The 26,700-nt window shown below is 70.8% G+C and carries 25 protein-coding genes; 3 read left to right on the top strand and 22 right to left on the bottom strand.

Features of this window, described 5'->3' with window-relative positions; genetic code table 11:
* Positions 1-2 precede the first annotated feature (2 nt).
* On the bottom strand, positions 3-593 hold the full coding sequence (locus tag ABZ858_RS16515) for a hypothetical protein (protein ID WP_361377843.1): 591 nt from the start codon (positions 591-593) through the stop codon (positions 3-5).
* A 159-nt stretch (positions 594-752) separates the two neighbouring features.
* Here ABZ858_RS16515 and ABZ858_RS16510 point away from each other — a divergent pair, with 159 nt between their 5' ends.
* From ABZ858_RS16510 to ABZ858_RS16500, 3 genes are all read left to right on the top strand, one after another.
* The gene (locus ABZ858_RS16510) at positions 753-2,000 is read left to right on the top strand and encodes a histidine kinase (RefSeq protein ID WP_361377840.1); all 1,248 of its coding nucleotides are present in this window, start codon (positions 753-755) and stop codon (positions 1,998-2,000) included.
* A complete protein-coding gene (locus ABZ858_RS16505; protein ID WP_361378041.1) occupies positions 1,997-2,638 on the top strand; it encodes a response regulator transcription factor in 642 nt (213 codons plus the stop codon). The genes ABZ858_RS16510 and ABZ858_RS16505 overlap by 4 nt, the downstream gene beginning before the upstream one ends.
* Positions 2,639-2,765: 127 nt before the next feature.
* Entirely contained in the window at positions 2,766-4,607 is a 1,842-nt protein-coding gene (locus tag ABZ858_RS16500; RefSeq protein ID WP_361377837.1) for a glycoside hydrolase family 18 chitinase, read from the top strand.
* 70 nt (positions 4,608-4,677) lie between these two features.
* Here ABZ858_RS16500 and ABZ858_RS16495 read toward each other — a convergent pair whose 3' ends face one another.
* The 21 genes from ABZ858_RS16495 to thrC all read right to left on the bottom strand — a co-directional run bounded on the left by ABZ858_RS16495 (position 4,678) and on the right by thrC (position 26,698).
* The gene (locus tag ABZ858_RS16495) at positions 4,678-5,124 is read right to left on the bottom strand and encodes a DUF2550 domain-containing protein (protein WP_361377834.1); all 447 of its coding nucleotides are present in this window, start codon (positions 5,122-5,124) and stop codon (positions 4,678-4,680) included.
* A gap of 175 nt (positions 5,125-5,299) precedes the next feature.
* Entirely contained in the window at positions 5,300-5,677 is a 378-nt protein-coding gene (locus tag ABZ858_RS16490; protein ID WP_361377831.1) for a F0F1 ATP synthase subunit epsilon, read from the bottom strand.
* Positions 5,678-5,808: 131 nt separating this feature from the next.
* On the bottom strand, positions 5,809-7,257 hold the full coding sequence (atpD, locus tag ABZ858_RS16485) for a F0F1 ATP synthase subunit beta (protein WP_361377828.1): 1,449 nt from the start codon (positions 7,255-7,257) through the stop codon (positions 5,809-5,811).
* Positions 7,257-8,174, bottom strand: coding sequence for a F0F1 ATP synthase subunit gamma (locus ABZ858_RS16480; RefSeq protein ID WP_361377825.1), 918 nt, complete (start codon positions 8,172-8,174; stop codon positions 7,257-7,259). Before ABZ858_RS16480 ends, atpD begins: the two co-directional genes overlap by 1 nt.
* A 21-nt stretch (positions 8,175-8,195) precedes the next feature.
* A complete protein-coding gene (atpA, locus tag ABZ858_RS16475) occupies positions 8,196-9,788 on the bottom strand; it encodes a F0F1 ATP synthase subunit alpha (RefSeq protein ID WP_361377822.1) in 1,593 nt (530 codons plus the stop codon).
* A 140-nt stretch (positions 9,789-9,928) separates the two neighbouring features.
* Positions 9,929-10,744: a F0F1 ATP synthase subunit delta gene (locus tag ABZ858_RS16470; RefSeq protein WP_361377819.1), complete on the bottom strand. Its 816-nt coding sequence runs from the start codon at positions 10,742-10,744 to the stop codon at positions 9,929-9,931.
* Positions 10,741-11,286 carry a F0F1 ATP synthase subunit B gene (locus ABZ858_RS16465; protein WP_361377816.1) on the bottom strand — a complete coding sequence of 182 codons (546 nt, stop codon included), beginning with the start codon at positions 11,284-11,286 and terminating at the stop codon, positions 10,741-10,743. Before ABZ858_RS16465 ends, ABZ858_RS16470 begins: the two co-directional genes overlap by 4 nt.
* Before the next feature lie 41 nt (positions 11,287-11,327).
* Complete coding sequence (gene atpE, locus ABZ858_RS16460) at positions 11,328-11,555, bottom strand: ATP synthase F0 subunit C (RefSeq protein ID WP_037656501.1); 228 nt, start codon at positions 11,553-11,555, stop codon at positions 11,328-11,330.
* Between the two features lie 75 nt (positions 11,556-11,630).
* Positions 11,631-12,470 carry a F0F1 ATP synthase subunit A gene (gene atpB / locus ABZ858_RS16455; protein ID WP_153813145.1) on the bottom strand — a complete coding sequence of 280 codons (840 nt, stop codon included), beginning with the start codon at positions 12,468-12,470 and terminating at the stop codon, positions 11,631-11,633.
* A gap of 210 nt (positions 12,471-12,680) precedes the next feature.
* Positions 12,681-13,118, bottom strand: a complete 438-nt coding sequence (locus ABZ858_RS16450) for a hypothetical protein (protein WP_361377812.1) — start codon at positions 13,116-13,118, stop codon at positions 12,681-12,683.
* A gap of 299 nt (positions 13,119-13,417) precedes the next feature.
* Positions 13,418-14,737, bottom strand: coding sequence for an MraY family glycosyltransferase (locus tag ABZ858_RS16445; protein ID WP_361377809.1), 1,320 nt, complete (start codon positions 14,735-14,737; stop codon positions 13,418-13,420).
* A gap of 141 nt (positions 14,738-14,878) precedes the next feature.
* A complete protein-coding gene (glyA, locus tag ABZ858_RS16440; RefSeq protein WP_361377806.1) occupies positions 14,879-16,117 on the bottom strand; it encodes a serine hydroxymethyltransferase in 1,239 nt (412 codons plus the stop codon).
* Positions 16,118-16,232: 115 nt separating this feature from the next.
* Positions 16,233-16,868 (bottom strand): protein-tyrosine-phosphatase, encoded by a 636-nt coding sequence (locus ABZ858_RS16435; RefSeq protein WP_361377803.1) that lies wholly within the window; start codon positions 16,866-16,868, stop codon positions 16,233-16,235.
* A gap of 76 nt (positions 16,869-16,944) precedes the next feature.
* Positions 16,945-17,592: an L-threonylcarbamoyladenylate synthase gene (locus ABZ858_RS16430; RefSeq protein ID WP_361377800.1), complete on the bottom strand. Its 648-nt coding sequence runs from the start codon at positions 17,590-17,592 to the stop codon at positions 16,945-16,947.
* A 64-nt stretch (positions 17,593-17,656) separates the two neighbouring features.
* Positions 17,657-18,496, bottom strand: a complete 840-nt coding sequence (gene prmC, locus ABZ858_RS16425) for a peptide chain release factor N(5)-glutamine methyltransferase (RefSeq protein ID WP_361377797.1) — start codon at positions 18,494-18,496, stop codon at positions 17,657-17,659.
* Between the two features lie 121 nt (positions 18,497-18,617).
* On the bottom strand, positions 18,618-19,694 hold the full coding sequence (prfA, locus tag ABZ858_RS16420; protein WP_361377794.1) for a peptide chain release factor 1: 1,077 nt from the start codon (positions 19,692-19,694) through the stop codon (positions 18,618-18,620).
* 117 nt (positions 19,695-19,811) lie between these two features.
* Complete coding sequence (rpmE, locus tag ABZ858_RS16415; RefSeq protein ID WP_164587688.1) at positions 19,812-20,036, bottom strand: 50S ribosomal protein L31; 225 nt, start codon at positions 20,034-20,036, stop codon at positions 19,812-19,814.
* Between the two features lie 147 nt (positions 20,037-20,183).
* Positions 20,184-21,326, bottom strand: coding sequence for an LCP family protein (locus ABZ858_RS16410; protein ID WP_361377791.1), 1,143 nt, complete (start codon positions 21,324-21,326; stop codon positions 20,184-20,186).
* Positions 21,327-21,858: 532 nt separating this feature from the next.
* Positions 21,859-23,898 (bottom strand): transcription termination factor Rho, encoded by a 2,040-nt coding sequence (rho, locus tag ABZ858_RS16405; RefSeq protein ID WP_361377788.1) that lies wholly within the window; start codon positions 23,896-23,898, stop codon positions 21,859-21,861.
* 415 nt (positions 23,899-24,313) lie between these two features.
* The gene (gene thrB / locus ABZ858_RS16400) at positions 24,314-25,231 is read right to left on the bottom strand and encodes a homoserine kinase (protein WP_361377785.1); all 918 of its coding nucleotides are present in this window, start codon (positions 25,229-25,231) and stop codon (positions 24,314-24,316) included.
* 408 nt (positions 25,232-25,639) lie between these two features.
* Positions 25,640-26,698, bottom strand: a complete 1,059-nt coding sequence (gene thrC, locus ABZ858_RS16395) for a threonine synthase (protein ID WP_361377782.1) — start codon at positions 26,696-26,698, stop codon at positions 25,640-25,642.
* Positions 26,699-26,700: the final 2 nt, after the last annotated feature.

Raw genomic sequence — 26,700 nt, 5'->3', positions numbered from 1 at the left:
CCTCACCGCCCGGTCAGGGTACGGCCCCCACCCGTGCGTTCCGCCTCGGCCGGCTGCTGCTTCTTCGGGGACTTGGGGAAGACCAGGTAGGTGAGCGCGATCAGCCCGTGAACGGCGGTGATCCGCAGCGCCGTCCACTGCCAGGCCCTGAGCGGCCCGGTGCCCGCGCCGTCGCCGACGTACCAGATGGCCGTCTGGAGCAGGGCGAGGGCGACGGCCGAGGCGAGCAGCGTGCGCAGCCACAGGCGGCCCTCGTGACGGGCGCGGGCGAGGCCGTGACGGGGCGGTCTCGGCGGACGCGGGGCGCCGCCCAGGCGGTGGGCGGCGTGGGCGTCGAGCCGGCTGACGGTCAGGTGCCCGTAGGCGACGGTGAAACCGATGTACAGGGCGGCCAGGCCGTGTTCCCAGCCGGGCCGGGCGCCGTGCTTCAGGTCGACGGCGGTGGCGGCGAACAGCACCACTTCGAGCAGCGGCTCGGCCAGCAGCAGCGCCACGCTCGTACGGCGCCACTCCAGCAGGTAGCGCACGGCCAGGCCCGCCGCCAGCAGCACCCAGAAGCCGACCTCGCAGGCGACGATCAGTGCGACGATCACGGTTGCCCCTCTCGCTCCCCTCCAGCGTCGCGGCGGGCCGGGGCCGTCGCGTCGTCGGCGGTGACGAGGTGCGGCTGCATCCTTCGGTGTACGCCGGGGTGGGCGCGGACCATTCCGCGGGAGCACGCGGCCGGCCACCGCGGCGTGTTGGATGGGCGCATGGCCCTGCGACTCGCCCGCCCGCACCGCGACGACGTGCGGATCGCGCTGGCCGGGCTGTGCGGCGGACTGCTGCTGTGGGGACTCGGCCTGGGCACCCGGACGCCGGCCGACCCGCTCGTGCTGTGGCCGGGTCACTGGCCGCTGTTGCTGCCGCTCGCCGTGACGGCCGGGTGCGAGGTACTGCGCCGCGTCCGGCCCCGTAGTGCCCTGCTCGCGGGTACCGCCGCGCTGGCCGCCGACACCGTCACCCAGGGCAGCCTGGCCACCGTCCTGATGTTCACCGACCTCGTGTACGCGGCCGTGCTGTACGCCTCGGCGGCCACCGCGCGCCGGGTGCTGTGGGCGGCCGGACTGGTCACGGTGACCGGGACGCTGGTGCCGCCGGCCGTGTGGCGGGTGCCCGAGGCGGTGCTGGTCGGTGTCCTGGTGGGCATCGTGACCTTCGGTCCGGCGGCCACCGGGTGGATCGTGCGCGACCACCGGGAGGCCGCCGCGGCGGCCCGGCAGCGCGCCGAACAGACCGCGCGGCTGGCCGAGCTGGACCGCTCGCAGGCCGTCACCGCCGAACGGGTGCGGATGGCGAGGGAGTTGCACGACATGGTCGCCAACCACCTGTCGGCCATCGCCGTCCACTCCACCGCTGCCCTCTCGCTGGACGACCCGGCGACCACCCGGCGGGCGCTGACGGTGATCCGGGAGAACAGCGTCGAGGGCCTGGCGGAGATGCGCCGGCTGATCGGGATCCTGCGCGCGGGCTCCGCGGCGCCCGCGCCCGCCGCGACCCCCACCCTGGACGGCCTGGACGCGCTGGTCTCCGGCGCCCGCGCGGCCGGGCTCGATGTCGTCCTCCGGGCCGATCACGGCGCCGTTCCGGCCCCGGTCGAGCTGGCCGCGTACCGGATCGTGCAGGAGTCGCTGACCAACGCGCTCAAGCACGGCTCCGGCGGCCGCACGGAAGTCACCGTCCAGGAGTACGGCACCGCCCTGCGCGTCCGCGTGAGCAGCCCGTACGGCGACGGCGGCGCCCCGCGTGCGCCGGGCTCCGGCGCCGGCCTGATCGGGATGCGGGAGCGGGCCGTCCTGCTGGGCGGCACGTTCGCGGCAGGTCCCGGGGACGACCGCTGGACGGTGTGCGCGGCCCTGCCCCTCACCGAATCCGAAGCCGGATCTGAGCCCAAGCCCAAGCCCGAACCCGAGCCCGAATCCGGCCCCGAACCCGAAGGAGGCCCCGCGTGGCCCGCGTGATCCGAGTCCTGGTGGCCGAGGACCAGTCCGCCGTCCGTGCCGGGCTGGTCCTGATCCTGGACAGCGCGCCCGACATCGAGGTGGTGGGCGAGGCGGCGGACGGTGAGCGGGCGGTGGAGCTGGCCCGGGAGCTGCGGCCGGACGTGGTGCTGATGGACGTGCAGATGCCTCGCCTGGACGGGGTGTCGGCGACCCGCATCGTGACCGGCGAGCACCTGGCCGACGTACTGGTGCTGACCACCTTCGACCTGGACGCGTATGTGTTCGGGGCGCTGCGGGCCGGAGCCGCCGGCTTCCTGCTGAAGGACACGGAGGCGCGGGACCTGCTGACGGCAGTGCGGACGGTGGCCGGTGGGGAGGGGCTGATCGCGCCCGCCGTCACCCGGCGGCTGATCGCCGAGTTCGCGGCGTGGCCGGCCCGGGAGCCGAGGGCCGCTCCGGCCGGGCTGGAGTCCCTGACGCGGCGGGAACACGAGGTGCTCTCGTGTCTGGGTGAGGGGCTGTCCAACGCGGAGATCGCGCTGCGGCTGACGATGGCGGAGGCCACGGTGAAGACGCACGTCAGCCGCCTGCTGGGCAAGCTGGAGCTGCGCAGTCGAGTCCAAGCAGCCGTACTGGCACAGGAGTTGGGGATATAGCCGAACCGTCGGATGCAGTGGTCCAGACCTATTGACCTCTGGTCCAGACCTTTCTACTCTCGCAGCACTGCAGGGCATGAAGGCTCAGTCATGCCCCTGACAATCCTCCCCCGACAAGGAGGCGCGCATGCGCTTCACACACAGAGTTGCGGCAGGGTTCGCGACCCTGTTGCTCCCCATGGCCGGCCTGGTCGGCCTCGCCGACCCCGCCCACGCGGCGGCCGACGCCGGGTCCACGGCCACCGCCACCTTCACCAAGACCAGTGACTGGGGAACCGGTTTCGGCGGCCAGTGGACCGTCAAGAACACCGGCTCCGCGGCGCTCAGCTCCTGGACCGTGGAGTGGGACTTCCCCTCCGGCACCAAGGTCAGCTCGGCCTGGGACGCCACGGTCACCAACTCCGGTGACCACTGGACCGCCAAGAACGCCGGCTGGAACGGCACCATCGCCCCGGGCGCCTCCGTCTCCTTCGGTTTCAACGGCGCCGGACCCGGCTCCCCCTCCGGCTGCAAGCTCAACGGCGGCAGCTGCGACGGCGGCCCGACCGTCCCCGGCGACACCCCGCCCACCGCGCCGGGCACCCCCACCGCCTCCGCCGTCACCGACACCTCGGTGAAGCTCTCCTGGAGCGCGGCCACCGACGACAAGGGTGTCAAGAACTACGACGTCCTGCGCGACGGCAAGAAGATCGCCACCGTGACGACGACCTCGTACACGGACAGCGGCCTGACCGCGGGCACCGACTACTCCTACAGCGTCCAGGCCCGCGACACCGCCGACCAGACCGGTCCGGCCAGTGCCCCGGCCGCCGTGCACACCACCGGCGGCGGCACCACGCCCCCGCCCGGTGGCGGCGGTGACAAGGTCAAGCTCGGCTACTTCACCGAGTGGGGCATCTACGGCCGCAACTACAACGTCAAGAACCTGGTGACCTCCGGCTCCGCCGCGAAGATCACGCACATCAACTACGCCTTCGGCAACGTCACCGGCGGCAAGTGCGCGATCGGCGACTCCTACGCCGACTACGACAAGGCGTTCACCGCCGACCAGTCCGTCAGCGGCGTCGCCGACACCTGGGACCAGCCGCTGCGCGGCAACTTCAACCAGCTGCGCGAGCTGAAGGCCAAGTACCCGAACCTCAAGATCCTGTGGTCCTTCGGCGGCTGGACCTGGTCCGGCGGCTTCGGTGACGCGGCCAAGAACCCGGCGGCCTTCGCCCAGTCCTGCTACGACCTGGTGCACGACCCGCGCTGGGCCGACGTCTTCGACGGCATCGACATCGACTGGGAGTACCCCAACGACTGCGGCCTCACCTGCGACACCAGCGGCCCGGACGCCTTCAAGAACCTGATGGCCGCGCTGCGCGCCAAGTTCGGCTCCTCCGCCCTGATCACCGCCGCCACCTCGGCGGACGGCTCGGCCGGCGGCAAGGTCGACCACACCGACTACGCCGGCGCCTCGCAGTACGTCGACTGGTACAACGTGATGACGTACGACTTCTTCGGCGCCTGGGACGCGAAGGGCCCCACCGCCCCGCACTCCCCGCTCACCTCGTACCCCGGCATCCCGAAGGCCGGCTTCACCACCGCCGACGCGATGGCCAAGTACAAGGCCCAGGGCGTGCCCGCCAAGAAGCTGCTCATCGGCATCGGCTTCTACGGCCGCGGCTGGACCGGCGTCACCCAGGACGCCCCCGGCGGCACGGCGACCGGCGCGGCGCCCGGCACCTACGAGGCGGGCATCGAGGACTACAAGGTCCTCAAGAGCAGCTGCCCCGTCACCGGCACCATCGCCGGCACCGCGTACGCGCACTGCGGCGGCAACTGGTGGTCCTACGACACCCCGGCCACCATCAAGTCGAAGATGGCCTGGGCCGACAGCCAGGGCCTCGGCGGCGCGTTCTTCTGGGAGTTCAGCGGTGACACCAGCGACGGTGAACTGGTGAACGCCCTCAGCACCGGCCTGTAACCACAGGGCGGGACACCGAGGCTCCCCCGGTCGGCGGACCGGGGGAGCCTCGGCATGAAGGAGAGCCGCTCTAGGCGACGTTCACCCGCTGGCCGGGCGGGGCCGCCTCCAGCCAGGCGAGGAAACCGGTCAGCGCGTCCTCGCTCATCGCCAGTTCCAGGCGGACACCGCGGTGCAGGCAGGTGAGGATCATCGCGTCGGAGAGCAGGGCGAGTTCCTCCTCGCCCTCGGGCAGCCGGCGGCCGGCCACCTCGATCGAGGAGCGCTCCAGGGTGCGCCGGGGGCGCGGGGCGTAGGAGAAGACGCGGTACCACTCCACACGGTCGCCGTTGTAGCGGGCGACCCCGTAGCTCCAGCCCTTGCCGCTGGTGTCGGTCTTCTCCGGCACGTCCCAGCGCAGGCTGCAGTCGAAGGTGCCGCCGGAGCGCTGGATGAGCCGGCGCCGCAGCCCGAAGACGAACAGTCCCACCACCACGAGCGCGACCACGACCGAGCACACAGTCAGAGCGAGGACCATCGGCACCGACCTCCTCGTCTCCTAGGTAAGGGAACTAGGTAATGGAACGGAAAAAACACCCGCATCCACCGCAGCCGCGGCTGGTACCGGATCGCTCCGGTGCCAGCCGCGGCTGAGTGATGTCATCGCACGTATCCCCCGCGCCCGGACGGCCCGGAGGGTGGTGCGCCCGGCGTCAGCGTGCCGCCGCCGCAGCGCGCAGGCGGACGTCCGCGCGGCGCTCGGCGTGGGCGTCGCCCTCCGCCTTCGCCCGCTCCAGATCCCGCTCGGTGCGCTGGACGTCGATCTCGTCCGACAGCTCGGCGACCTCCGCCAGCAGCGACAGCTTGTTGTCGGCGAACGAGACGAAGCCGCCGTGCACCGCGGCGACGACCGTCCTGCCTTCACTCGTACGGATGGTCACCGGGCCCGACTCCAGCACACCGAGCAGCGGCTGGTGACCGGGCATGACGCCGATGTCGCCGGACGTGGTGCGCGCGACGACCAGGGTGGCCTCGCCGGACCAGACCTGGCGGTCGGCGGCGACCAGCTCGACGTGCAGCTCAGCAGCCAAGAGTGGCTCCTCGGGTCACCACCCGGCAGGGGTGCCGGGTGTTGGGGTCAATTCTAGTAGGCGTGGCCGAGGGGGCGGGACGCGCCCGCCCCCTCGGGTGTGAACCGGGTGGCTCACAGTGAGCCGAAGGCTCAGGAGACGCCCAGCTCCTTGGCGTTGTTCTTGAGGTCCTCAAGACCACCGCACATGAAGAACGCCTGCTCCGGGAAGTGGTCGTACTCGCCGTCGCAGATCGCGTTGAACGCCGCGATCGACTCCTCCAGCGGGACGTCCGACCCGTCGACGCCGGTGAACTGCTTGGCGACGTGGGTGTTCTGGGACAGGAAGCGCTCCACGCGACGGGCACGGTGGACGACGAGCTTGTCCTCCTCGCCCAGCTCGTCGATACCGAGGATCGCGATGATGTCCTGCAGGTCCTTGTACTTCTGCAGGATGTTCTTCACCCGCATGGCCGCGTTGTAGTGGTCCGCCGCGATGTAGCGGGGGTCCAGGATCCGGGACGTCGAGTCCAGCGGGTCCACGGCCGGGTAGATGCCCTTCTCGGAGATCGGACGGGAGAGCACCGTCGTCGCGTCGAGGTGGGCGAAGGTGGTCGCCGGGGCCGGGTCGGTCAGGTCGTCGGCGGGGACGTAGATCGCCTGCATCGAGGTGATCGAGTGACCGCGGGTCGAGGTGATGCGCTCCTGGAGGAGGCCCATCTCGTCGGCCAGGTTCGGCTGGTAGCCCACCGCGGACGGCATGCGGCCGAGCAGCGTGGAGACCTCGGAACCGGCCTGCGTGAAGCGGAAGATGTTGTCGATGAAGAACAGCACGTCCTGCTTCTGGACGTCACGGAAGTACTCGGCCATGGTGAGGCCGGCCAGCGCGACGCGCAGACGGGTGCCCGGGGGCTCGTCCATCTGGCCGAAGACCAGCGCGGTCTTGTCGATGACGCCCGAGTCGGACATCTCCTCGATGAGGTCGTTGCCCTCACGGGTGCGCTCACCGACACCGGCGAACACGGAGACACCGTCGTGGTTGTTGGCGACGCGGTAGATCATCTCCTGGATGAGCACCGTCTTGCCGACGCCGGCGCCGCCGAACAGACCGATCTTGCCGCCCTTGACGTACGGGGTCAGCAGGTCGATGACCTTGACGCCGGTCTCGAACATCTCGGTCTTCGACTCTAGCTCGTCGAAGCGCGGGGCCTTGCGGTGGATGGACCAGCGCTCGCCCGTGTACTGCTCGTCGACGTTCAGCACCTCACCGAGGGTGTTGAACACCTTGCCCTTGGTGAAGTCACCGACCGGGACGGTGATGCCGTCGCCGGTGTCCGTGACGGTGGCCTGGCGGACCAGGCCGTCGGTGGGCTGCATGGAGATCGTCCGGACCAGGCCGTCACCCAGGTGCTGGGCGACCTCCAGGGTCAGGGTCTTCTTCTCGCCCGCGTTCGCCGGGTCGGAGACCTCGACGTGCAGCGCGTTGTAGATGTCCGGCATCGCGTCGACGGGGAACTCCACGTCGACGACCGGGCCGATGACCCGCGCGACGCGGCCGGTGGCCACGCCCGACGCAGCGGTCGGCTCAACAGTGGTGGTCATTAGTTGTCACTCCCCGCGGTCGCGTCGGCCAGTGCGCTCGCGCCACCGACGATCTCGCTGATTTCCTGGGTGATTTCGGCCTGGCGGGCCGCGTTGGCAAGACGGGAGAGCGTGTTGATCAGCTCGCCCGCGTTGTCGGTGGCCGACTTCATCGCGCGCCGCGTGGCGGCGTGCTTCGAAGCGGCCGACTGGAGCAGCGCGTTGTAGATGCGGCTCTCCACATAGCGCGGCAGCAGGGCGTCGAGGACGTCCTCCGCCGAGGGCTCGAAGTCGTACAGCGGCAGGATCTCGCCCTTCGGCGCCGCCTCGGCCGCGACCTCTTCGAGGCGCAGCGGAAGCAGCCGGGGGTCGATCGCCGTCTGCGTCATCATCGAGACGAATTCGGTGTAGACGATGTGGAGTTCGTCCACACCACCCTCGTCCGTGTCCTTCTCGATGGCCTCGATCAGCGGTGCCGCCACCTTCTTGGCGTCCGCGTACGTCGGCTCGTCCGTGAAGCCCGTGAACGACTCCACGATCGTGCGCTCGCGGAAGTTGTAGTGGGCGACACCGCGCCGGCCGACGATGTACGTGTCGACCTGCTTGCCCTCGCGCTCCAGGCGCTCGGTCAGCTGCTCCGCCGCCTTGATGGCGTTGGAGTTGAAGGCGCCGGCCAGACCGCGGTCGCTCGTCAGGAGCAGGACCGCGGCACGGGTCGGGTTCTCCGCCTCCGTGGTCAGCGGGTGCTTCGTGTTCGAACCGGTGCCGACCGCCGTGACCGCGCGGGTCAGTTCCTGCGCGTACGGCGTGGAGGCCGCCACCTTGCGCTGCGCCTTGACGACGCGCGAGGCGGCGATCATCTCCATCGCCTTGGTGATCTTCTTGGTCGCGGTGACGGATCGGATGCGACGCTTGTAGACCCGGAGCTGGGCTCCCATGAGTCAGGTCCCTTCCTTACGTCACTTGGCGGCAGCGGCCGGAGTGTCCTCGCCGAGCAGCTTGCCGTCCGAAGTCTCGAACTGCTTCTTGAACTCGGCGACGGCGTCGTCGATCGCCTGGATCGTGTCGTTCGACATCTTGGCGCCCTCCTTGATGGAGGTCATCAGGCCCTGCTCCTTGCGGTGCAGGTACTCGATCAGCTCCTTCTCGAAGCGGCGGATGTCGGCGACCGGCACCTCGTCCATCTTGCCGTTGGTGCCGGCCCACACGGAGACGACCTGGTCCTCGGTGGCCATCGGCTGGTACTGGTTCTGCTTCAGCAGCTCGACCATGCGCTGGCCGCGCTCCAGCTGGGACTTGGAGGCCGCGTCCAGGTCGGAACCGAAGGCGGCGAACGCCTCCAGCTCACGGAACTGGGCGAGGTCCACGCGCAGCCGGCCGGAGACCTGGCGCATCGCCTTGTGCTGGGCGGAGCCACCGACTCGGGAGACCGAGATACCGACGTTCAGCGCGGGGCGCTGACCGGCGTTGAACAGGTCCGACTCCAGGAAGCACTGGCCGTCGGTGATGGAGATGACGTTGGTCGGGATGAACGCCGAGACGTCGTTGGCCTTGGTCTCGACGATCGGCAGACCGGTCATCGAACCGGCGCCCATGTCGTCGGAGAGCTTGGCGCAGCGCTCCAGCAGACGCGAGTGCAGGTAGAAGACGTCGCCCGGGTACGCCTCGCGGCCCGGCGGGCGGCGCAGCAGCAGGGAGACGGCACGGTAGGCGTCGGCCTGCTTCGACAGGTCGTCGAAGATGATCAGGACGTGCTTGCCCTGGTACATCCAGTGCTGGCCGATGGCGGAGCCGGTGTAGGGCGCCAGGTACTTGAAGCCGGCCGGGTCGGACGCCGGGGCGGCGACGATGGTCGTGTACTCCAGCGCGCCGTTCTCCTCCAGCGCGCGGCGGACCGACGCGATGGTGGAGCCCTTCTGGCCGATGGCGACGTAGATGCAGCGGACCTGCTTGTTCGGGTCGCCGGTGCGCCAGTTGTCGCGCTGGTTGATGATCGTGTCGACGGCCAGGGCGGTCTTGCCGGTCTGGCGGTCACCGATGATCAGCTGGCGCTGGCCGCGGCCGATCGGGGTCATGGCGTCGACGGCCTTGTAGCCGGTCTCCATCGGCTCGTGCACCGACTTGCGCTGCATGACCGTGGGAGCCTGCAGCTCCAGGGCGCGGCGGCCCTCGGTGTCGATCTCGCCGAGGCCGTCGATCGGGTTGCCGAGGGGGTCGACGACGCGGCCGAGGTAGCCCTCGCCCACGGCGACCGACAGGACCTCGCCGGTGCGGGTGACCGGCTGGCCCTCCTCGATGCCGCTGAACTCACCGAGGACGATGGCACCGATCTCGCGCTCCTCAAGGTTGAGGGCGAGGCCGAGGGTGCCGTCCTCGAACTTCAGCAGCTCGTTGGCCATGGCCGAGGGCAGGCCCTCGACCTTCGCGATGCCGTCGCCGGCAAGGGTGACCGTACCGACCTCCTCGCGCGAGGCCGCGTCCGGCTTGTACGACTGGACGAAGTTCTCCAGCGCGTCCCGGATCTCCTCCGGCCGGATCGTGAGCTCCGCCATCTGGGTTCCCTGCTCTCCTTGTTGGGCCCGAAGTTTCACTTGGGGGGTTTCCACGAGTTCGGGACTCCCCCCAATAAGAGGTGAATCCTCTGCACGGCCCAACCAGGGCCGTCGTGTACGTCTTGCGTGTTGAGTTGCTGCTAGCTCGCCATGCGGCGGGCGGCGTCGTCGAGCCGGTCCGCGAGCGAGCCGTTGATGATCTCGTCACCGACCTGCACCTGGAGACCGCCGACCAGCTCGGGGTCGACATCCAGGTTGAGGTGCATCTGGCGGCCGTAGAGCTTGCCGAGGGCGGCGCCGAGGCGTCGCTTCTGGGTGTCGCTCAGCGGGACCGCCGAGGTGACGACGGCGACCATGCGGTTGCGGCGGTCGGCGGCGAGCTTGGACAGGGACTCCAGTCCCGCTTCCAGGCTACGTCCGCGCGGCGCGGTCACCAGACGCGTCACAAGACGCTCGGTGACCGGCTTCGCCCGTCCGCCGAGCAGCCGGTGCAGCAGCTCGACCTTGGCCGAGGTGCTCGCGGCCCGGTCGGTCAGCGCGGCGCGCAGCTCGGTGCTGGAGGAGACGATCCGGCCGAAGCGGAACAGCTCGTCCTCGACGTCGTCCAGGGTGCCGGACCGCTCCGCGGTGGTGAGGTCGGCGATGTTCGCCAGCTCCTCCAGCGCGTCGACCAGATCCCGGGACTGCGACCAGCGCGAGCGGACCGTGCCGGACACCAGATCCGCGGTGGTGCCGCCGACCTGGCCGCCGAGCAGGCGCTGGACCAGCGCCGCCTTGGCGTCGCCGGACTGCGCCGGGTCGGTGAGGACCCGGCGCAGGCCGACCTCGCGGTGGAGCAGCGCGGTGACGGCCGCCAGCTCGTCGGCGAGCCGCGCGGCGTCGGCGGACGTGGAGTCCGTCAGCGCGTCGAGTCGCTCGCGTGCGGCGGTCAGGGCCTCGCGGCTCGCTCCGTTCATCGCGCGGCCTCGGCCTTCTCCTCAAGCTCGTCGAGGAAGCGGTCGATCACACGGCTCTGCCGGGCGTGGTCCTCAAGGGACTCGCCGACGAGCTTGCCGGCCAGCTCGGTGGCGAGCTTGCCGACGTCCTGGCGGAGCGAGGACGCGGCGGCCTTGCGGTCGGCGTCGATCTGGGCGTGGCCGGCGGCGACGATCTCCTCGCGCTGGCGCTGGCCCTCGGCCCGCATCTCGGCGATGAGCGTGGCGCCCTGCTCCTGCGCCTCCTGGCGCAGCCGCGCGGCCTCGTGCCGGGCTTCGGCGAGCTGGGCCTTGTACTGCTCAAGGACGCTCTGGGCCTCGGTCTGCGCGGCCTCGGCCTTTTCGATACCGCCCTCGATGGCCTCGCGACGCTCTTCCAGAACCTTGTTGATGTTCGGGAGGAGCTTCTTGGCGAGGAAGCCGAAGACGATGACGAAGGCGATCAGGCCGATGACGAGCTCCGGCCACGGCGGAATGAGAGGGTTCTCCTTCTCCGCCGCAAACTGAACCCATGAGTGGGTCATCTCAGTGCCTTTCGTCGAATGGGCTGTCGCTGTCGTTCGACTCAGGAGTAGACGAACGGCATGACGAGGCCGATGAGGGCCAGCGCCTCACAGAACGCGAAGCCGAGGATCTGGTTGGAGCGGATCAGGCCCGCAGCCTCGGGCTGACGCGCGAGAGCCTGCGTGCCGTTACCGAAGATGATGCCGACGCCGACGCCGGGGCCGATGGCCGAAAGGCCGTAACCGACGGAGCTGAGCGAACCAGTGACAGCGGCAAGGGTCTGGGACATGCCAGTTCTTCCTTTTCTTTACGGACCGGTGGGGGGTTGGCCACCGGACGACCAGGGGTTTCGGGGCGGAGTGGCTCAGTGGTGCTCGGCGAGCGCGCCCTGGATGTAGGAGCAGGTCAGCAGGACGAAGACGTACGCCTGGACGGCCTGGATGAACAGCTCGAAGGCGGTCATGACGATCGTCATCACGAACGAGACGCCGGCGTAGGCGATACCGATGCCGTTCAGCATGTACCAGCTCGCGATCGTGAAGAGCACGATCAGCGTGTGGCCGGCGAACATGTTCGCGAACAGTCGGACGGCGTGGGTGAAGGGGCGGACCAGCAGGTTCGAGAACAGCTCGATGACCATGGCCAGCGGCAGCACCGCGCCGAGCGACTTGTCGTAGCCCGTGAAGTTCTTGAAGGCGCCGACGAAACCGTGCCGCTTGAAGGTGAGCGAGACCCAGAGGACGTAGACGATCGCGGCCAGCGCTGCCGGGTAGGCGATGATCGCCGTCACCGGGAACTGGGCGACCGGGATGATCGACCAGATGTTCATCATCCAGACGAAGAAGAAGAGAGAGACGATCAGAGGTACGTACTTCTCTCCTTCCTTCTTGCCGATGGTCTCGTAGACGACACCGCGGCGCACGAAGTCGTAGCCGGCCTCGCCGACCATCTGGAGCTTGCCCGGAACGACCTTGGCCTTGCCGAAGGCGGCCCAGAAGAAGCCCACGACGATGATGGAGCCGAGCAGGGCGAGGAGCATCGGCTTGTTGAAGTACAGGCCGTTCGTGTCCCCCCAGATCGGCTCGAAGAGGAACGAATGCAGGCCCGGAGCGACGGTCCCGAAGCCGCACCCGCTGAACAGGTGGCAGCTCGAGTCGAAAGCGAGCGTCTGCGTCGGATCAGCACTCACCGCGGGCTCCTTCATCGTGGCGCATAGGTACGGCAACCTCGTTGTGTCGGCGCGGCGTGCGGCCGCGGGTCGGCACGGGACTGGTGTGACGGATGTGAGGGCGGCTGGGGGGCATCTCGCCTCGCGATCGAACAGGCGTCAGCTCAGATGCCCGCGCCCGCGATGCCGCAGTTGGCACCGGACGATAGCAGGAGATCTCACAAGCCTTTATCCCGCCCCTACCCCTCACGAGGACGGCCCCGTCTTCTCGCGCTTCTCGTCCTTCGCGTGGTCCGGATCGATATAGAAGATCTTGGCCTTCATGTGCGCACGGGCCTGCGCGCCCATCCACACGACGGTGGTGGCCACGAGTGCGGCGGCGAACGCCTTCGCGTTGAAGGCGGAGGTGTTCTTGAAGACGGCGACGAAGACGAGGAGGAGCAGCAATTGGGCCATGTACAGCATCAGGCCCATCGCCTGGAACAACTGCGGAAGCGTTTTCGCCGTCCACTGGAGCACGTAGAGGCCGATTCCCATGAACAGGACGGCCAGCACCGTGCCGATGACCGCGCCGAGCGCGCCCTGGCCCCCCGCGACCGCGGCGCTCACGGCGACAGCGATCACACCCGCAGCGGCTGCGGGCGCAGCGATCTGCAGAAGGTTGCGGACGTCATTGGACGGCATGGCGGCAACTCCGCTTTCACAGGGGGCAGGGTGTCGTCATGGACGAGCGTAGTCCCGGTCCCAGAGAGGGATCTCATCACCAAGGGACCTGTGCGTTCGGGTCCTTCGGCTCTGTCCGGGGTTCTCGTGAACGGTATCACAAACTATTTGATGCGGTCTTTACCAAGTGGGTGTGCTTGCTGTCACACATGAGAGTGACGGCGCCCGTCTGTGCAAATACCGAGGTGAGTTGTCTGGTATTTAGGCGCTTTGCTCCCCCATGAACGAGCAACGCTTTAGTCAGATTCTTACCTTGGGCGTCAGCGCGACGTTCCGGCCCTGCGCCTTTCCGGGAGGCGCGAACGGGGGCCCACGGCGGTCGCGCCGTTGACTCCGGACACTCCGGCCGCCACCGGCGCGGAGCACTCGCGGCTCTCGTGCGCCGGGGTGGAGGCGGCCGGCGCGGTGGCCGTCCGGCGCCGGTAGCGCGGCGGCACGAACTGCTGGGCCCAGCGCGGGGCGCGCGGGGTGAACCGCGGCAGCAGGAGCAGCACGAGCCCGAGGGAGCTGAGCAGCACGATGCCCAGCACGATCCACATCGAGGCGGAGCTGACCGAGTAGCCGAGCGCGCCGAAGCCGATCAGCGCCGCCCAGAAGTACATGATCAGCACGGCCCGGCTGTGCGAGTGCCCGATCTGCAGCAGCCGGTGGTGCAGATGGCCGCGGTCGGCGGCGAACGGCGACTGGCCGCGCCAGGTGCGCCGCACCACGGCGAAGACGAAGTCGGCGGCCGGGATCGCGATGATCGTCAGCGGCATCAGCAGCGGGATGTAGATCGGCACCATCTGGTGCACGGTGTTGCGCTCGGAACCGGAGAACAGGTTCATCACGTCCGGGTCGACCTGCCCGGTCACCGAGATCGCGCCGGCCGCCAGCACCAGGCCGATCAGCATCGAGCCGGAGTCGCCCATGAAGATCCGCGCCGGATGCATGTTGTGCGGCAGGAAGCCCAGGCACATGCCCATCAGGACGGCCGCGAAGAGGGTGGCGGGGGCGGCGGCCTCGATGCCGTACGAGTACCAGATCCGGTAGGCGTACATGAAGAACGCGGCGGCGGCGATGCACACCATGCCGGCCGCCAGGCCGTCCAGGCCGTCCACGAAGTTGACCGCGTTGATGGTGATGACGACCAGCGCCACCGTCAGCAGGGTGCCCTGCCACTGGGTCAGCGCGACCGTGCCGACGCCGGGCACCGGCAGCCACAGGATCGTCAGACCCTGCATGACCATCACACCGGCGGCGATCATCTGGCCGCCGAGCTTGATCAGGGCGTCGATCTCGAACTTGTCGTCCAGGACGCCGATCAGCCAGATCAGGGCGGCGCCGGAGAGCAGCGCGCGCGGTTCGTTGGACTTCTCGAAGACCTCGTTGAGATTGGTGAGGTGGTCGGCGGTCAGCAGCCCGGCGCACATGCCGAAGAACATCGCGATCCCGCCGAGCCGTGGAGTGGGTTCCCGGTGCACGTCCCGGGCCCGGATCTCCGGCATCGCCCCCGCCACGATCGCGAACTTCCGCACCGGCCCGGTCAGCAGGTACGTCACCGCGGCCGTGACGCAGAGCGTCAGCAGATATTCACGCACGGGCATTCCCCACAGGTCTCGCTGGCCATCTCAGCCCCACACCCTAGCGACGCGAGCATATGTATGGGGACTTCCGGGTAGCGACGATGGTTGCACGTGTGGCTGTGTACGGGTCTCGCACGTCCGTGCCCGTGCCCCTTCTCATCCCGGATAGGGCGGAAACGCCCCGGTGAGTTCGCGCACATCCTCACGTGCCCGCGCACCGTCCACCTCGCCGCGCAGCACCTTGCCGAACAGCACCGCGATCCGTGCCATCTCCTCCTGGCCCATGCCCTGCGTGGTCACCGCGGCGGTGCCCAGGCGCAGCCCGCGGGCGGCGGAGTGCGGCAGCGCGCAGCAGTCCAGCACGATCCCGGCGGCGGCCAGCCGGCCGCGCGCGGTGCGCCCCTCGACGCCGAGCGGCGCCGGGTCGACGGCGATCAGATGGGTGTCGGTGCCGCCGGTGACCACGGCCAGGCCCTCGGCGGCCAGGTGGGCGGCGAACACGCGCGCGTTGGCGACCACCTGATGGGCGTAGGCGGCGAACGCCGGGGTGGCCGCCTCGCCGAAGGCCACGGCCTTCGCGGCGATGGTGTGCATCTGCGCGCCGCCCTGGGTGAACGGGAAGACCGCCCGGTCCACCCGCTCGGCCAGCTCGCCCCGGCACAGGATCATCCCGCCGCGCGGACCGCGCAGCACCTTGTGGGTGGTGGCGCACACCACGTCCGCGTACGGCACGGGGCTGGGCGCCGCTCCCCCGGCGACGAGCCCCATCGGGTGCGCGGCGTCCGCGATCAGATAGGCGCCCACCTCGTCGGCGACCGCCCGGAAGAAGGCGTGGTCGAGGTGGCGGGGATAGGCGATCGAGCCGCACACGATCGCCTTGGGCCGGTGCGCGCGGGCCAGGGCGCGCACCTGGATGTGGTCGATGAGCCCGCTCTCCGCGTCCACCCCGTAGCCGACGAAGTCGAACCAGCGGCCGGAGAAGTTGGCGGGCGAGCCGTGCGTGAGGTGCCCGCCGTGCGGCAGGCCGAGGGCGAGGACGGTGTCGCCGGGCCGCAGCAGCGCCGCGTAGGCGGCGAGCACCGCGGAGGAGCCCGAGTGGGACTGCACATTGGCGTGCTCGGCGCCGAAGAGCGCCCGCGCGCGGTCCACGGCGAGCCGTTCGGCGGCGTCGACGAGTTCGCAGCCGCCGTGGTGCCGGGCGCCCGGATAGCCCTCGGCGTACTTGTTCGCCAGCGGCGAGCCGAGCGCGGCCAGCACCGCGGGCGAGGTGAAGTTCTCCGCGGCGGTCAGCTGGAGCGTCGTCGACTGCCGCGCCAGCTCGCCCAGCATGATGTCGGCCACTTCGGGGTCCTGCCGGCGCAGGACTTCGGCCTCTGGGGCGGGCAGGACCGACATGGCGGGCTCCGGGCGGTCGACGGTGACGTACGTCCAATGTAGGCCCGGTACGGGCGGTATGCGCGGTTGTCACGTCCGCCCGGGTACGGCACCGGGCCCGCGCCGCGCCGCCCGGTCAGGCGCGCGCGGCGACCCCCGTGAGCGCCGTGACCACCGGGTCCAGCGCCTCGTGTATCTCGTCGCCGATCGACCGGAAGAACGGCAGCGGTGCCCCGTACGGGTCGTACACCTCGTCCGCCTCCACGCTCGGGGCCAGCAGCCAGCCGCGCAGCGCGGCGGCCGCGCGGACCAGGGCGCGGGCGCGTTCGACCACGCCGTCCTCCAGGGGCGGCAGCGTCGCCGGGTCTATCGCCTTGACCAGGCGGGTGAACTCCTTGAGCGTGAAGGTGCGCAGGCCGGCCGAGTGCCCCATGGAGATGACCTGGGCGCGGTGGTCGCGGGTCGCGGTGAGGACCAGATCGGCCGTGATGACGTGCTCGTCCAGGAGTTCGCGGCCCACGAACCCGGAGGCGTCCGCGCCGAAGTCCGCGAGGACCGTCTCGGCGTTGGTCTCCATGGACGCGCCCTCGTGGCCCCAGGTGCCCGCGCTCTCCACGATCAGCCCGCCGCCGGCCGGATCACCGAGCCGGTCCGCCAGGAAATGCCGGGTCAGCCGCTCGGTGATGGGCGAGCGGCACACGTTGCCGGTGCTGACGTGGAGGATGCGGAAGGCACCGCCGGGCGGCCCCGGCTGCGCCGGGAGCCCCGTCATGTCCTCCTCGCCTATGCCACGCATGGGGGTCCCCCCTGCTGGAGCGCGACCGGGAGCGCGGAGGTGTCAGGGGCCGTCAATTCGCCACCTCAAGGTCGGGTACGACCTTGCGCAGCTCCTCCGCCGACAGGGCACCCGCCCGCAGCAGCACCGGCACCTCGCGGGTGACGTCGACGATGGACGACGGCACGTTGCCCGGGGTCGGGCCGCCGTCGAGGTAGACGGAGACGGAGTCGCCCAGCATCTCCTGCGCGGCCTCGCAGGTCTCCGGCGCCGGGTGGCCGGAGAGGTTCGCCGAGGACACGGCCATCGGGCCGAACTCGTTGAGCAGTTCGATGGCGACCGGGTGCAGCGGCATGCGCACGGCCACCGTGCCCCGGGTCTCGCCCAGGTCCCACTGGAGGGACGGCTGGTGCCGGGCGACCAGCGTCAGCGCGCCCGGCCAGAACGCGTCCACCAGCTCCCAGGCCGGCTCCGAGAAGTCCGTGACCAGGCCGTGCAGGGTGTTCGGGGAGCCGATCAGGACGGGAGAGGGCATGTTGCGGCCCCGGCCCTTGGCCGCGAGCAGCTCGCCCACGGCCTCCGCGGAGAACGCGTCGGCGCCGATGCCGTACACCGTGTCGGTCGGCAGCACCACGAGTTCGCCCCGGCGGACGGCGGACGCGGCCTCGCGCAGACCCGTCGTGCGGTCGGTCGCGTCGTTGGTGTCGTATCGCCGTGCCATTGTCAGCGGGCCTCCTCGTACACGTACTGCTGGTCGATGGTCCTGGTGGACGGCTGCGCGTGGGTCACGGCAGCGCCTTGCGGGCGGTGGCGAACCGCGGGCGGTTGTTGAGGTCGGGGTGGTCGGCCGCGTCCGCCCAGCCGCGTTCCTCGGTGAAGATCCACGGCACCTGGCCGCCCTGGGTGTCGGCGTGTTCGATCACGACGACCCCGCCGGGGCGCAGCAGCCGGTGCGCGGTGCGCTCGATGCCGCGGATCAGGTGGAGGCCGTCCTCACCGGAGAACAACGCCAGTTCCGGGTCGTAGTCGCGGGCCTCGGGGGCGACGTACTCCCATTCGGTGAGCGGGATGTACGGCGGGTTGGAGATGACGAGGTCGACCTGGCCGTCCAGGTCAGGGAAGGCGGTCAGGGCGTCGCCCTGGCGCAGGTCCACCCGGGAGCCCTCGACGTTCTTGCGGGTCCAGCGCAGCGCGTCCTCACTCAGCTCCACGGCGTGCACCCGCGAGCGGGGCACCTCCTGGGCGAGGGCGAGCGCGATGGCGCCCGAGCCGGTGCACAGGTCGACGATGCACGGCTCGACCACGTCCATGGCGCGCACGGCGTCTATGGCCCAGCCGACCACGGACTCGGTCTCCGGGCGCGGCACGAAGACCCCGGGCCCGACCTGCAGCTCCAGATAGCGGAAGTAGGCCCGCCCGGTGATGTGCTGGAGCGGCTCGCGCTGCTCGCGCCGGGCGATCACCTCCCAGTACCGGGCGTCGAAGTCCGAGTCCTTCACGGAGTGCAGCTGGCCGCGCTTGACGCCGTGCACGAACGCGGCCAGTTCCTCCGCGTCGTTGCGCGGCGAGGGCACACCGGCGGCGGCGAGGCGCTGAGTGGCCTGTGCCACCTCCGCGAGCAGCACGCTGCGGGGGCTTGGGGGTCGCCCCCCAAAATCTTGCTGCACGCTGGTCCTCCGGGGCTGAGCTGTGGTTTCGGTGCTGTTCTGGGGCCCGGGCGGGCGTCGCCGTCCGCGCCGGGCCGCGTCAGGCGGCCGCGAGCTTGGCGGCCGAGTCCGCGTCGACGCAGGCCTGGATCACCGCGGCGAGGTCGCCGTCCAGGACCTGGTCGAGGTTGTACGCCTTGAAGCCGACGCGGTGGTCCGAGATGCGGTTCTCCGGGAAGTTGTAGGTGCGGATCTTCTCGGAGCGGTCGACGGTGCGGACCTGGCTGCGGCGGGCGTCCGCGGCCTCCCGCTCCGCCTCCTCCTGCGCGGCCGCGAGCAGCCTGGAGCGCAGGATACGCATCGCCTGTTCCTTGTTCTGGAGCTGGCTCTTCTCGTTCTGGCAGGAGGCGACGACTCCGGTGGGCAGGTGCGTGATGCGCACCGCGGAGTCGGTGGTGTTGACGGACTGGCCGCCGGGGCCGGAGGAGCGGTAGACGTCGATGCGCAGGTCGTTCGGGTTGATCTCGACGTCGACCTCCTCGGCCTCGGGGGTCACCAGGACACCGGCCGCGGAGGTGTGGATACGGCCCTGGGACTCGGTGGCCGGCACCCGCTGCACGCGGTGCACGCCGCCCTCGTACTTCAGCCGGGCCCACACGCCCTGGCCGGGCTCGGTGGCGCCCTGGCCGCCCTTGGTCTTCACCGCGACCTGGACGTCCTTGTAGCCGCCCAGCTCGGACTCGGTGGCGTCGATGATCTCGGTCTTCCAGCCGACGCGCTCGGCGTAGCGCAGGTACATGCGCAGCAGGTCACCGGCGAACAGCGCGGACTCGTCGCCGCCCGCGCCCGCCTTGATCTCCAGGATGACGTCCTTGTCGTCGCTGGGATCGCGCGGGACGAGCAGCAGCCGCAGCTTCTCGGTCAGCTCCTCGCGCTGCTTGTCCAGCACCTTGACCTCGGCGGCGAAGTCGGGGTCGTCGGCGGCCAGTTCGCGCGCGGTGTCGATGTCGTCGCCGGTCTGCTTCCAGGAGCGGTACGTGGCGACGATCGGGGTCAGCTCGGCGTAGCGCTTGTTGAGCCTGCGCGCGTTGGCCTGGTCGGAGTGGACCGACGGGTCGGCGAGCTTCTTCTCCAGGTCGGCGTGCTCGGCGACGAGCTCCTCGACGGCCTCGAACATCTTTCGGCTCCTGTACTGCCTGTACTGCTGGGAAGGGGAAGGGCGGGCGACCAAAAACGCCGGTCCCGGACACACCCCGGGCGGGGGCGTGGCCGAGGACCGGCGGATGGGGGCTCGCTACTTCTTGGAGCCGGCGGCAGCCTTGCCGAAGCGGGCCTCGAAGCGGGCCACACGGCCACCGGTGTCGAGGATCTTCTGCTTGCCCGTGTAGAACGGGTGGCACTCGGAGCAGACCTCGGCACGGATGGTGCCGGAGTCGATGGTGCTGCGGGTCGTGAACGACGCGCCGCAGGTGCAGCTGACCTGCGTCTCGACGTACTCGGGGTGGATCTCGCGCTTCAAGGTGTCTCCTAGGTTCCGGGAGGGCGCCGGGTCGCCGCCGCGGGGTGCGGGAGCGTGAACCGGAGCCGACGTACCAGTCTGCCAGGACTGGCGCCATCTCCCAAAACCGGGGGGTGCGGTCGTTTGTTCCCGGGGGCGCCCAGGAACCTACCGGGTGCTCACCACGTTCTTGGCCTCGCCGGTGGCCGTGCCCTCGGTGGCCGTCGCCGGGACCGGCCGGTCGTCCTTGAGGGCCGTCCAGACCTGCCGGGCCTTGGACTGCTCGATGACGACCCGGTTGGGGTTGGCGGGGTCGTACCGCACGGGCATCGTGACCATGTCCATGTGGGTGGAGCTGATGCCCTTGAGGCCGTCGGCGAAGGAGATCAGGGAGTTCACCGAGCCGAGGTCGGAGTCGGTGGTGACCGCCTTGGTGGCGGTGTCGGCGAGGTCGTACAGCTTCTTCGGGTCGGTGAACACCCCGACGTGCTTGACCTGGTCGAGCAGTGCCTTGACGAACGCCTGCTGGAGCTGGATGCGGCCCAGGTCGGAGCCGTCGCCGACGCCGTGCCGGGTGCGGACCAGGCCGAGCGCCTGCTGCCCGTCCAGGGTGTGGGCGCCCGCGGTGAGGTCCAGGTGGCTGTCCGGGTCGTGGATGGCCTTCGTGGTGGTGACCTGGACGCCGCCGAGGTCGTCGATGAGCTTCTGGAAGCCGCTGAAGTCGACCTCCAGGTAGTGGTCCATCCGCAGGCCGGTGAGCGACTCGACGGTCTTGACCGCGCAGGTGGCGCCGCCGGTGCCGTACGACTCGTTGAACATCGCGTCGTGCGCGGCGGGATGCGTGCCGCCCTTGGGGTCGCTGCACTCGGGGCGGTCCACCAGGGTGTCGCGGGGTATGGAGACCACGCTGGCCTTCTTGTGGCCCTCGTACACGTGCACGATCATCGCCGTGTCGGAGCGGGCGCTGCCGTCGTCGGTGCCGCCGCCCAGCTTCTTGTTGCCGCCGGCGCGGGTGTCGGAGCCGAGGACCAGGATGTTCTCGGAGCCGTTGCCGGCCTTGGAGGGCCGGTCGGCGCCCAGGGCCTGGTTGATGTCGACGGTCTTCAGGTTGTCGTTGAGCTTGAAGTACAGGTACCCGGCGCCGGTACCGCCGAGCACGACGATTCCCGCGGCGGTCCAGGCCGTGACCAGCAGCGCCTTGCGCCGCCCGGTGGGCGGCTTGCGGCGGCGGCCCTTCGCGCCTCTTCGGCGGGCGCTCGTGCTGCTGGTCTCCCCGGGTATGCCGGGGTCGGGCGTGCTCTCGGCGGACATGCGCTCCTCAGCTCTCGTATCCGGTCGGTTACCCCCTGTTTCCGGGGTCGGGCCCCGGTACCGGGCCCGGTCTGTCCGTCCTCGGTGGCGAGTACCCCTATCGGGCCATCGTCGCTCTTCCCGGTCAGACGAAGTAACCCGCCGGACGGTTGCACAGGCAACTGTGGCAAAGCTCTCGCCGGGGGGGGTGGGGGCTGCACGGGGGCCTTGAGGGGGCTGCGCGGGGTCGCCGCGCGGCCGAGGGCCGTTCGCGATCATGGCGTCGCCGGCGGGGTGCGGGCGGGCCTCCTGCGAACCGGCCCGGCGGCTGGGCCAGGGGCCGGGGGCCCGGATACCGGCCGGCGGGACCGAGCGCAGCCGGCCGGCCCGGCGGCGGCATCGTACGGCCGGGCGGCCGCGACCGAGCGGCCAGGCCGCGCCCGGCCGGCGTGGCCGGGTACGGCCGGCGTGGCCGGGTACGGCCGGCGTGGCCGGGTACGCCGGAGGGCCGCCCCCGCGATGGGAGCGGCCCTCGTCGTCGGTCCGGGGTGGGTCAGTCGCCGTTGCCCGGGGTCGGCGTCGTCTTCTGGATCTGCATCAGGAACTCGACGTTCGACTTCGTCTGCTTCATCTTGTCGAGCAGCAGCTCGATCGCCTGCTGCTGGTCGAGCGCGTGCAGCACCCGGCGCAGCTTCCAGACGATGCCCAGCTCCTCGGAGTTCAGCAGGATCTCCTCCTTGCGGGTGCCGGACGCGTCCACGTCCACCGCCGGGAAGATGCGCTTGTCGGCGAGCTTCCGGTCGAGCTTCAGCTCCATGTTGCCGGTGCCCTTGAACTCCTCGAAGATCACCTCGTCCATGCGGGACCCGGTGTCCACCAGCGCGGTGGCGAGGATGGTCAGCGAGCCGCCGTCCTCGATGTTGCGCGCCGCGCCGAAGAACCGCTTCGGCGGGTACAGGGCGGTCGAGTCGACACCACCGGAGAGGATGCGGCCGGAGGCCGGGGCGGCGAGGTTGTACGCACGGCCCAGACGGGTGATCGAGTCGAGCAGGACGACCACGTCGTGACCCAGCTCGACGAGGCGCTTGGCGCGCTCGATGGCCAGCTCGGCGACGGTGGTGTGGTCCTCGGCCGGGCGGTCGAAGGTCGAGGAGATGACCTCGCCCTTGACCGACCGCTGCATGTCGGTGACCTCTTCCGGACGCTCGTCGACCAGGACGACCATCAGGTGGCACTCGGGGTTGTTGTGCGTGATCGCGTTCGCGATCGCCTGCATGATCATGGTCTTGCCGGTCTTCGGCGGGGCCACGATGAGACCGCGCTGGCCCTTGCCGATCGGCGACACCAGGTCGATGATCCGGGTGGTCAGCACGCCCGCCTCGGTCTCCAGGCGGAGCCGGTCCTGCGGGTACAGCGGCGTCAGCTTGTTGAACTCCGGCCGTCCGCGGCCGTGTTCGGGCGCCATGCCGTTGACCGAGTCGAGGCGGACCAGCGCGTTGAACTTCTCGCGGCGCTCGCCCTCCTTGGGCTGGCGCACGGCACCGGTGACGTGGTCGCCCTTGCGCAGGCCGTTCTTGCGGACCTGGGCGAGGGAGACGTACACGTCGTTCGGGCCGGGCAGGTAGCCGGAGGTGCGGATGAACGCGTAGTTGTCGAGGATGTCCAGGATGCCCGCGACCGGGATCAGGACGTCGTCCTCGGCGAGCTGCGGCTCCTGCACCTCGTCGCGGCCACGGCGGCCACGGCGGTCGCGGTAGCGCCCGCGACGGCCCCGGCGGCCGCCGTCGAAGTCGTCGTCGTCCTGCGGGCCGTTGTTGCGGTCCTGCCGGCCGCCGCCCTGCTGCTGGCCCTGGCCGCCCTGGCCCTGGCCCGGCTGCTGACGCCGGCCGTCCTGGCCGCCGCCCTGCTGGTCGTCGCCCTTGCGGCGGTCAGCGCCGCGGTCACGGTCGCGGTCGCGGTCACGACCGCGCTCGCGGCGGTCGCGGCGGCGGCCCTCGCCGCCCTCGCCCGCGTCGCCCTTGGCGTCGCCCTGCTGCTGGCCCTGGCCCTGCTGCGCGGCGGTCTCGGCCTTCGCGTCGGCCTTCGGCTCGCTCTTCGCCTCGGCGGCGGCCGTCTCGGGGCTGCCCGCCTCGGCGGTGGCCCGGCGCCGGCGCCGCTCCACGGGAGCGTCGTCACTGGCGGGCTGGCCGGGAATCTCGATCTGCTGCTGGGCCACGGCCTTGTCGGCCGGCGCGTCGGCCGCCTTCTTGCCCGCGGCGGCGCTGTCGTCGCCCGTACGGGTGCGGGAGGTGGCGCGGCGCTTCGGCTTGGCCTCGGTGGCGTCGGCGGCGGTCGCGGCCTTCGCGGGGGCGGCGCCCCCGCCGGCCTGCGCCTCCTTGATGACCTCGATCAGCTGGCTCTTGCGCATACGCGCCGTGCCCCTGATCCCGAGGCCCGAGGCGACCTGCTGCAGCTCGGCCAGCACCATGGCCTCAAGGCCGGTGCCACGGCGACGCCGGGAGCCGGCACCGGTGGCAGGCGCGGAGGCGTCCGTGGCGGGCGCGGCAGCGGTCTCCTCGACACGTGCGCCCATCAGATCGGTGGTGTCGCTCACGAAGGGTCCTTCCCTGGAGCGGACGTCGGCCTGTCTGGCTCGGCGACCGGTTGTGCTGTCCGGCTTCGGTCCTTGCTGTGTGGACCGTGCCGGGGCGGTGGTCCGCCCAAAGCGGCGGAAGAGATATCTGGTGACTGGCGCTGCCGCGACGAGCCGTGGCACCGAGTGTCACAGTGTCACGTGGCGTGGTAGCACCGATTCCGGAGCGTGCCCTGTGGACCGCTCAGCGTCCGCGTACGACGTACTGCCCAGGTACGGCATACGGAACACAGAGTGTCTTGGGGAGCTCCCGGAAGAATGGTGGTCCCGGACGGGGACGCGAAGCACCTCGCCATGGTGAGGTCGGGTGCAGACTTGAGATTAACACTACCGGATCCAACAAACATTCCCCCTCTCCACATCCGGCAATCGCGTGTCAGCCCGACAGCGGCAGCACGCTCGCGCCGTACTGGTCGAGCCGCAGCCGGTTGGCGGCCCAGCCGGTGCCGGCCAGCCGCTCGACCTTGTCGGCGCTGGCGGCGTCGGCCAGCGCCATCACCGTGGGCCCCGCGCCGGAGATGACCGCGGGCACGCCGTCCTGGCGCAGCCGCTCCACCAGCGCCGCGCTCTCCGGCATGGCCGGGGCGCGGTACTCCTGGTGGAGGCGGTCCTCGGTGGCGGGCAGCAGCAGCTCGGGGCGCCGGGTGAGGGCCTCGACGAGCAGGGCGGCACGGCCCGCGTTGACGGCCGCGTCGACGTGCGGCACGGTGCGCGGGAGCAGGCCGCGCGCGGTCTCGGTCAGGACCGGCTTCCCGGGGACGAAAACCACCGGAACGATGGAATCGGAGGGCTCCATCCTGATCGCCCGGGCGGCCCCGGACTCCATCCAGGACAGGGTGAACCCGCCCAGCAGGCAGGCCGCCACGTTGTCCGGGTGGCCCTCGATCTCGGTGGCCAGCTCCAGCAGCGCGGTGTCGTCGAGGCGGACCTCGCCGCCTATGGTCACGGCGCGGGCGGCGACGATACCGGCGCAGATGGCGGCGGAGGAGGAGCCGAGGCCGCGGCCGTGCGGGATGCGGTTGGCGCAGACGATCTCCAGGCCGCGCGGCTGGCCGCCCAGCACGTCGAAGGCGGTGCGCAGCGAGCGGACGAGCAGATGCTTCTCGTCGCGCGGCAGCGTCTCGCTGCCCTCGCCCGCGATGTCGATGTGCAGCCCGGAGTCGGCCACCCGGACCACGACGTCGTCATAGAGCCCCAGCGCGAGGCCGAGGGCGTCGAAGCCCGGGCCGAGGTTGGCGCTGGTGGCAGGGACGCGCACCCGGACGGCGGCGGCGCGGAACGCTGGACCGGCCATCGCTCGTTGACTCTCCTTGAGCTGCGTGATGGTCGAGGGACTTTCGACCGACCTTCGACACGTAAGTCTCGACACGTATGTGAGGACCCTCGGGCCGCGGGGACTGCGCGGCACCGCACATGCGAGGGCATATGCGGCGGGCGGGTTCCCTACAGCCTATCGAAGGAAGGTTCTGTGGCGACATAGGGCGCACAGGAGGCGCACGATGCGTGTCGCGGACCTGCCCGTGCACCCTCGCGGGGGCTCACTGGAGAAGGACGCCCCGGGTGGTCGCGGGGTTGCGCGGGCGCGGGACGCGCCGCGCGCGGGACGTGGACCGGGCCGCACGCGGGACGCGGACCGGCGGCGGTGCGGGAGGGCCGGACCCGTGCCCGTACCGGTTCCCGTGCCGCCGCCGGCGCGAGGGGATCAGGCCAGGCCCAGCCGCTCGGCCGCGGTGGCCGCGTCGACCGGGACGGTGACCGGCTGCGGGGCGCCCGCGACGGCCCAGTCGGGGTCCTTGAGGCCGTTGCCGGTGACGGTGCACACGATCCGCTGGCCCGGGTCCACCTTGCCCTGCTCGGCGGCCTTCAGCAGGCCGGCGACGGACGCGGCGGACGCCGGCTCCACGAAGACACCCTCCTGCGCGGCCAACAGCCGGTAGGCGCGCAGGATCTCACGGTCCGTCACCTCGTCGATGGCACCGCCGGACTCGTCGCGCGCGGCCAGCGCGTACGACCAGGAGGCCGGGTTGCCGATGCGGATCGCGGTGGCGATGGTGGAGGGGTCCTTGACGACCTCGCCGCGCACGATCGGGGCGCTGCCGGACGCCTGGAAGCCCCACATCCGGGGGGTGCGGGTGGCGATGCCGTCGGCGGCGTACTCCTGGTAGCCCTTCCAGTACGCGGTGATGTTGCCCGCGTTGCCGACCGGCAGGACATGGATGTCGGGGGCGTCGCCGAGCATGTCGACGATCTCGAAGGCGGCCGTCTTCTGCCCCTCGATACGCACCGGGTTGACCGAATTGACCAGCGCCACCGGGTAGTTGTCGCTGAGCGCGCGGGCGAGCGTGAGGCAGTCGTCGAAGTTCCCGTCGACCTGGAGGATCTTCGCGCCGTGCACGAGCGCCTGGCCCATCTTGCCGAGCGCGATCTTGCCCTGCGGCACGAGCACGGCGGAGACCATCCCGGCCCGCACGCCGTAGGCGGCCGCCGAGGCGGAGGTGTTGCCGGTGGAGGCGCAGATGACGGCCTTGGCCCCCTCCTCCTTCGCCTTGGAGATGGCCATGGTCATGCCGCGGTCCTTGAAGGACCCGGTCGGGTTCGCGCCCTCGACCTTGAGGTGGACCTCGCAGCCGGTGCGCTCGGAGAGCACCTGCGCGGGCACGAGGGGCGTACCGCCCTCGCGGAGCGTCACGACCGGCGTGCTGCCGGACACCGGCAGCCGGTCCCGGTACTCCTCGATGATTCCGCGCCACTGGTGGGTCATTG

Origin of the sequence: Streptomyces sp. NPDC047017 (genome assembly GCF_040644175.1) — a bacterium.
Lineage (GTDB): Bacteria > Actinomycetota > Actinomycetes > Streptomycetales > Streptomycetaceae > Streptomyces.
This window is presented reverse-complemented; position numbering and strand designations above follow the sequence as displayed.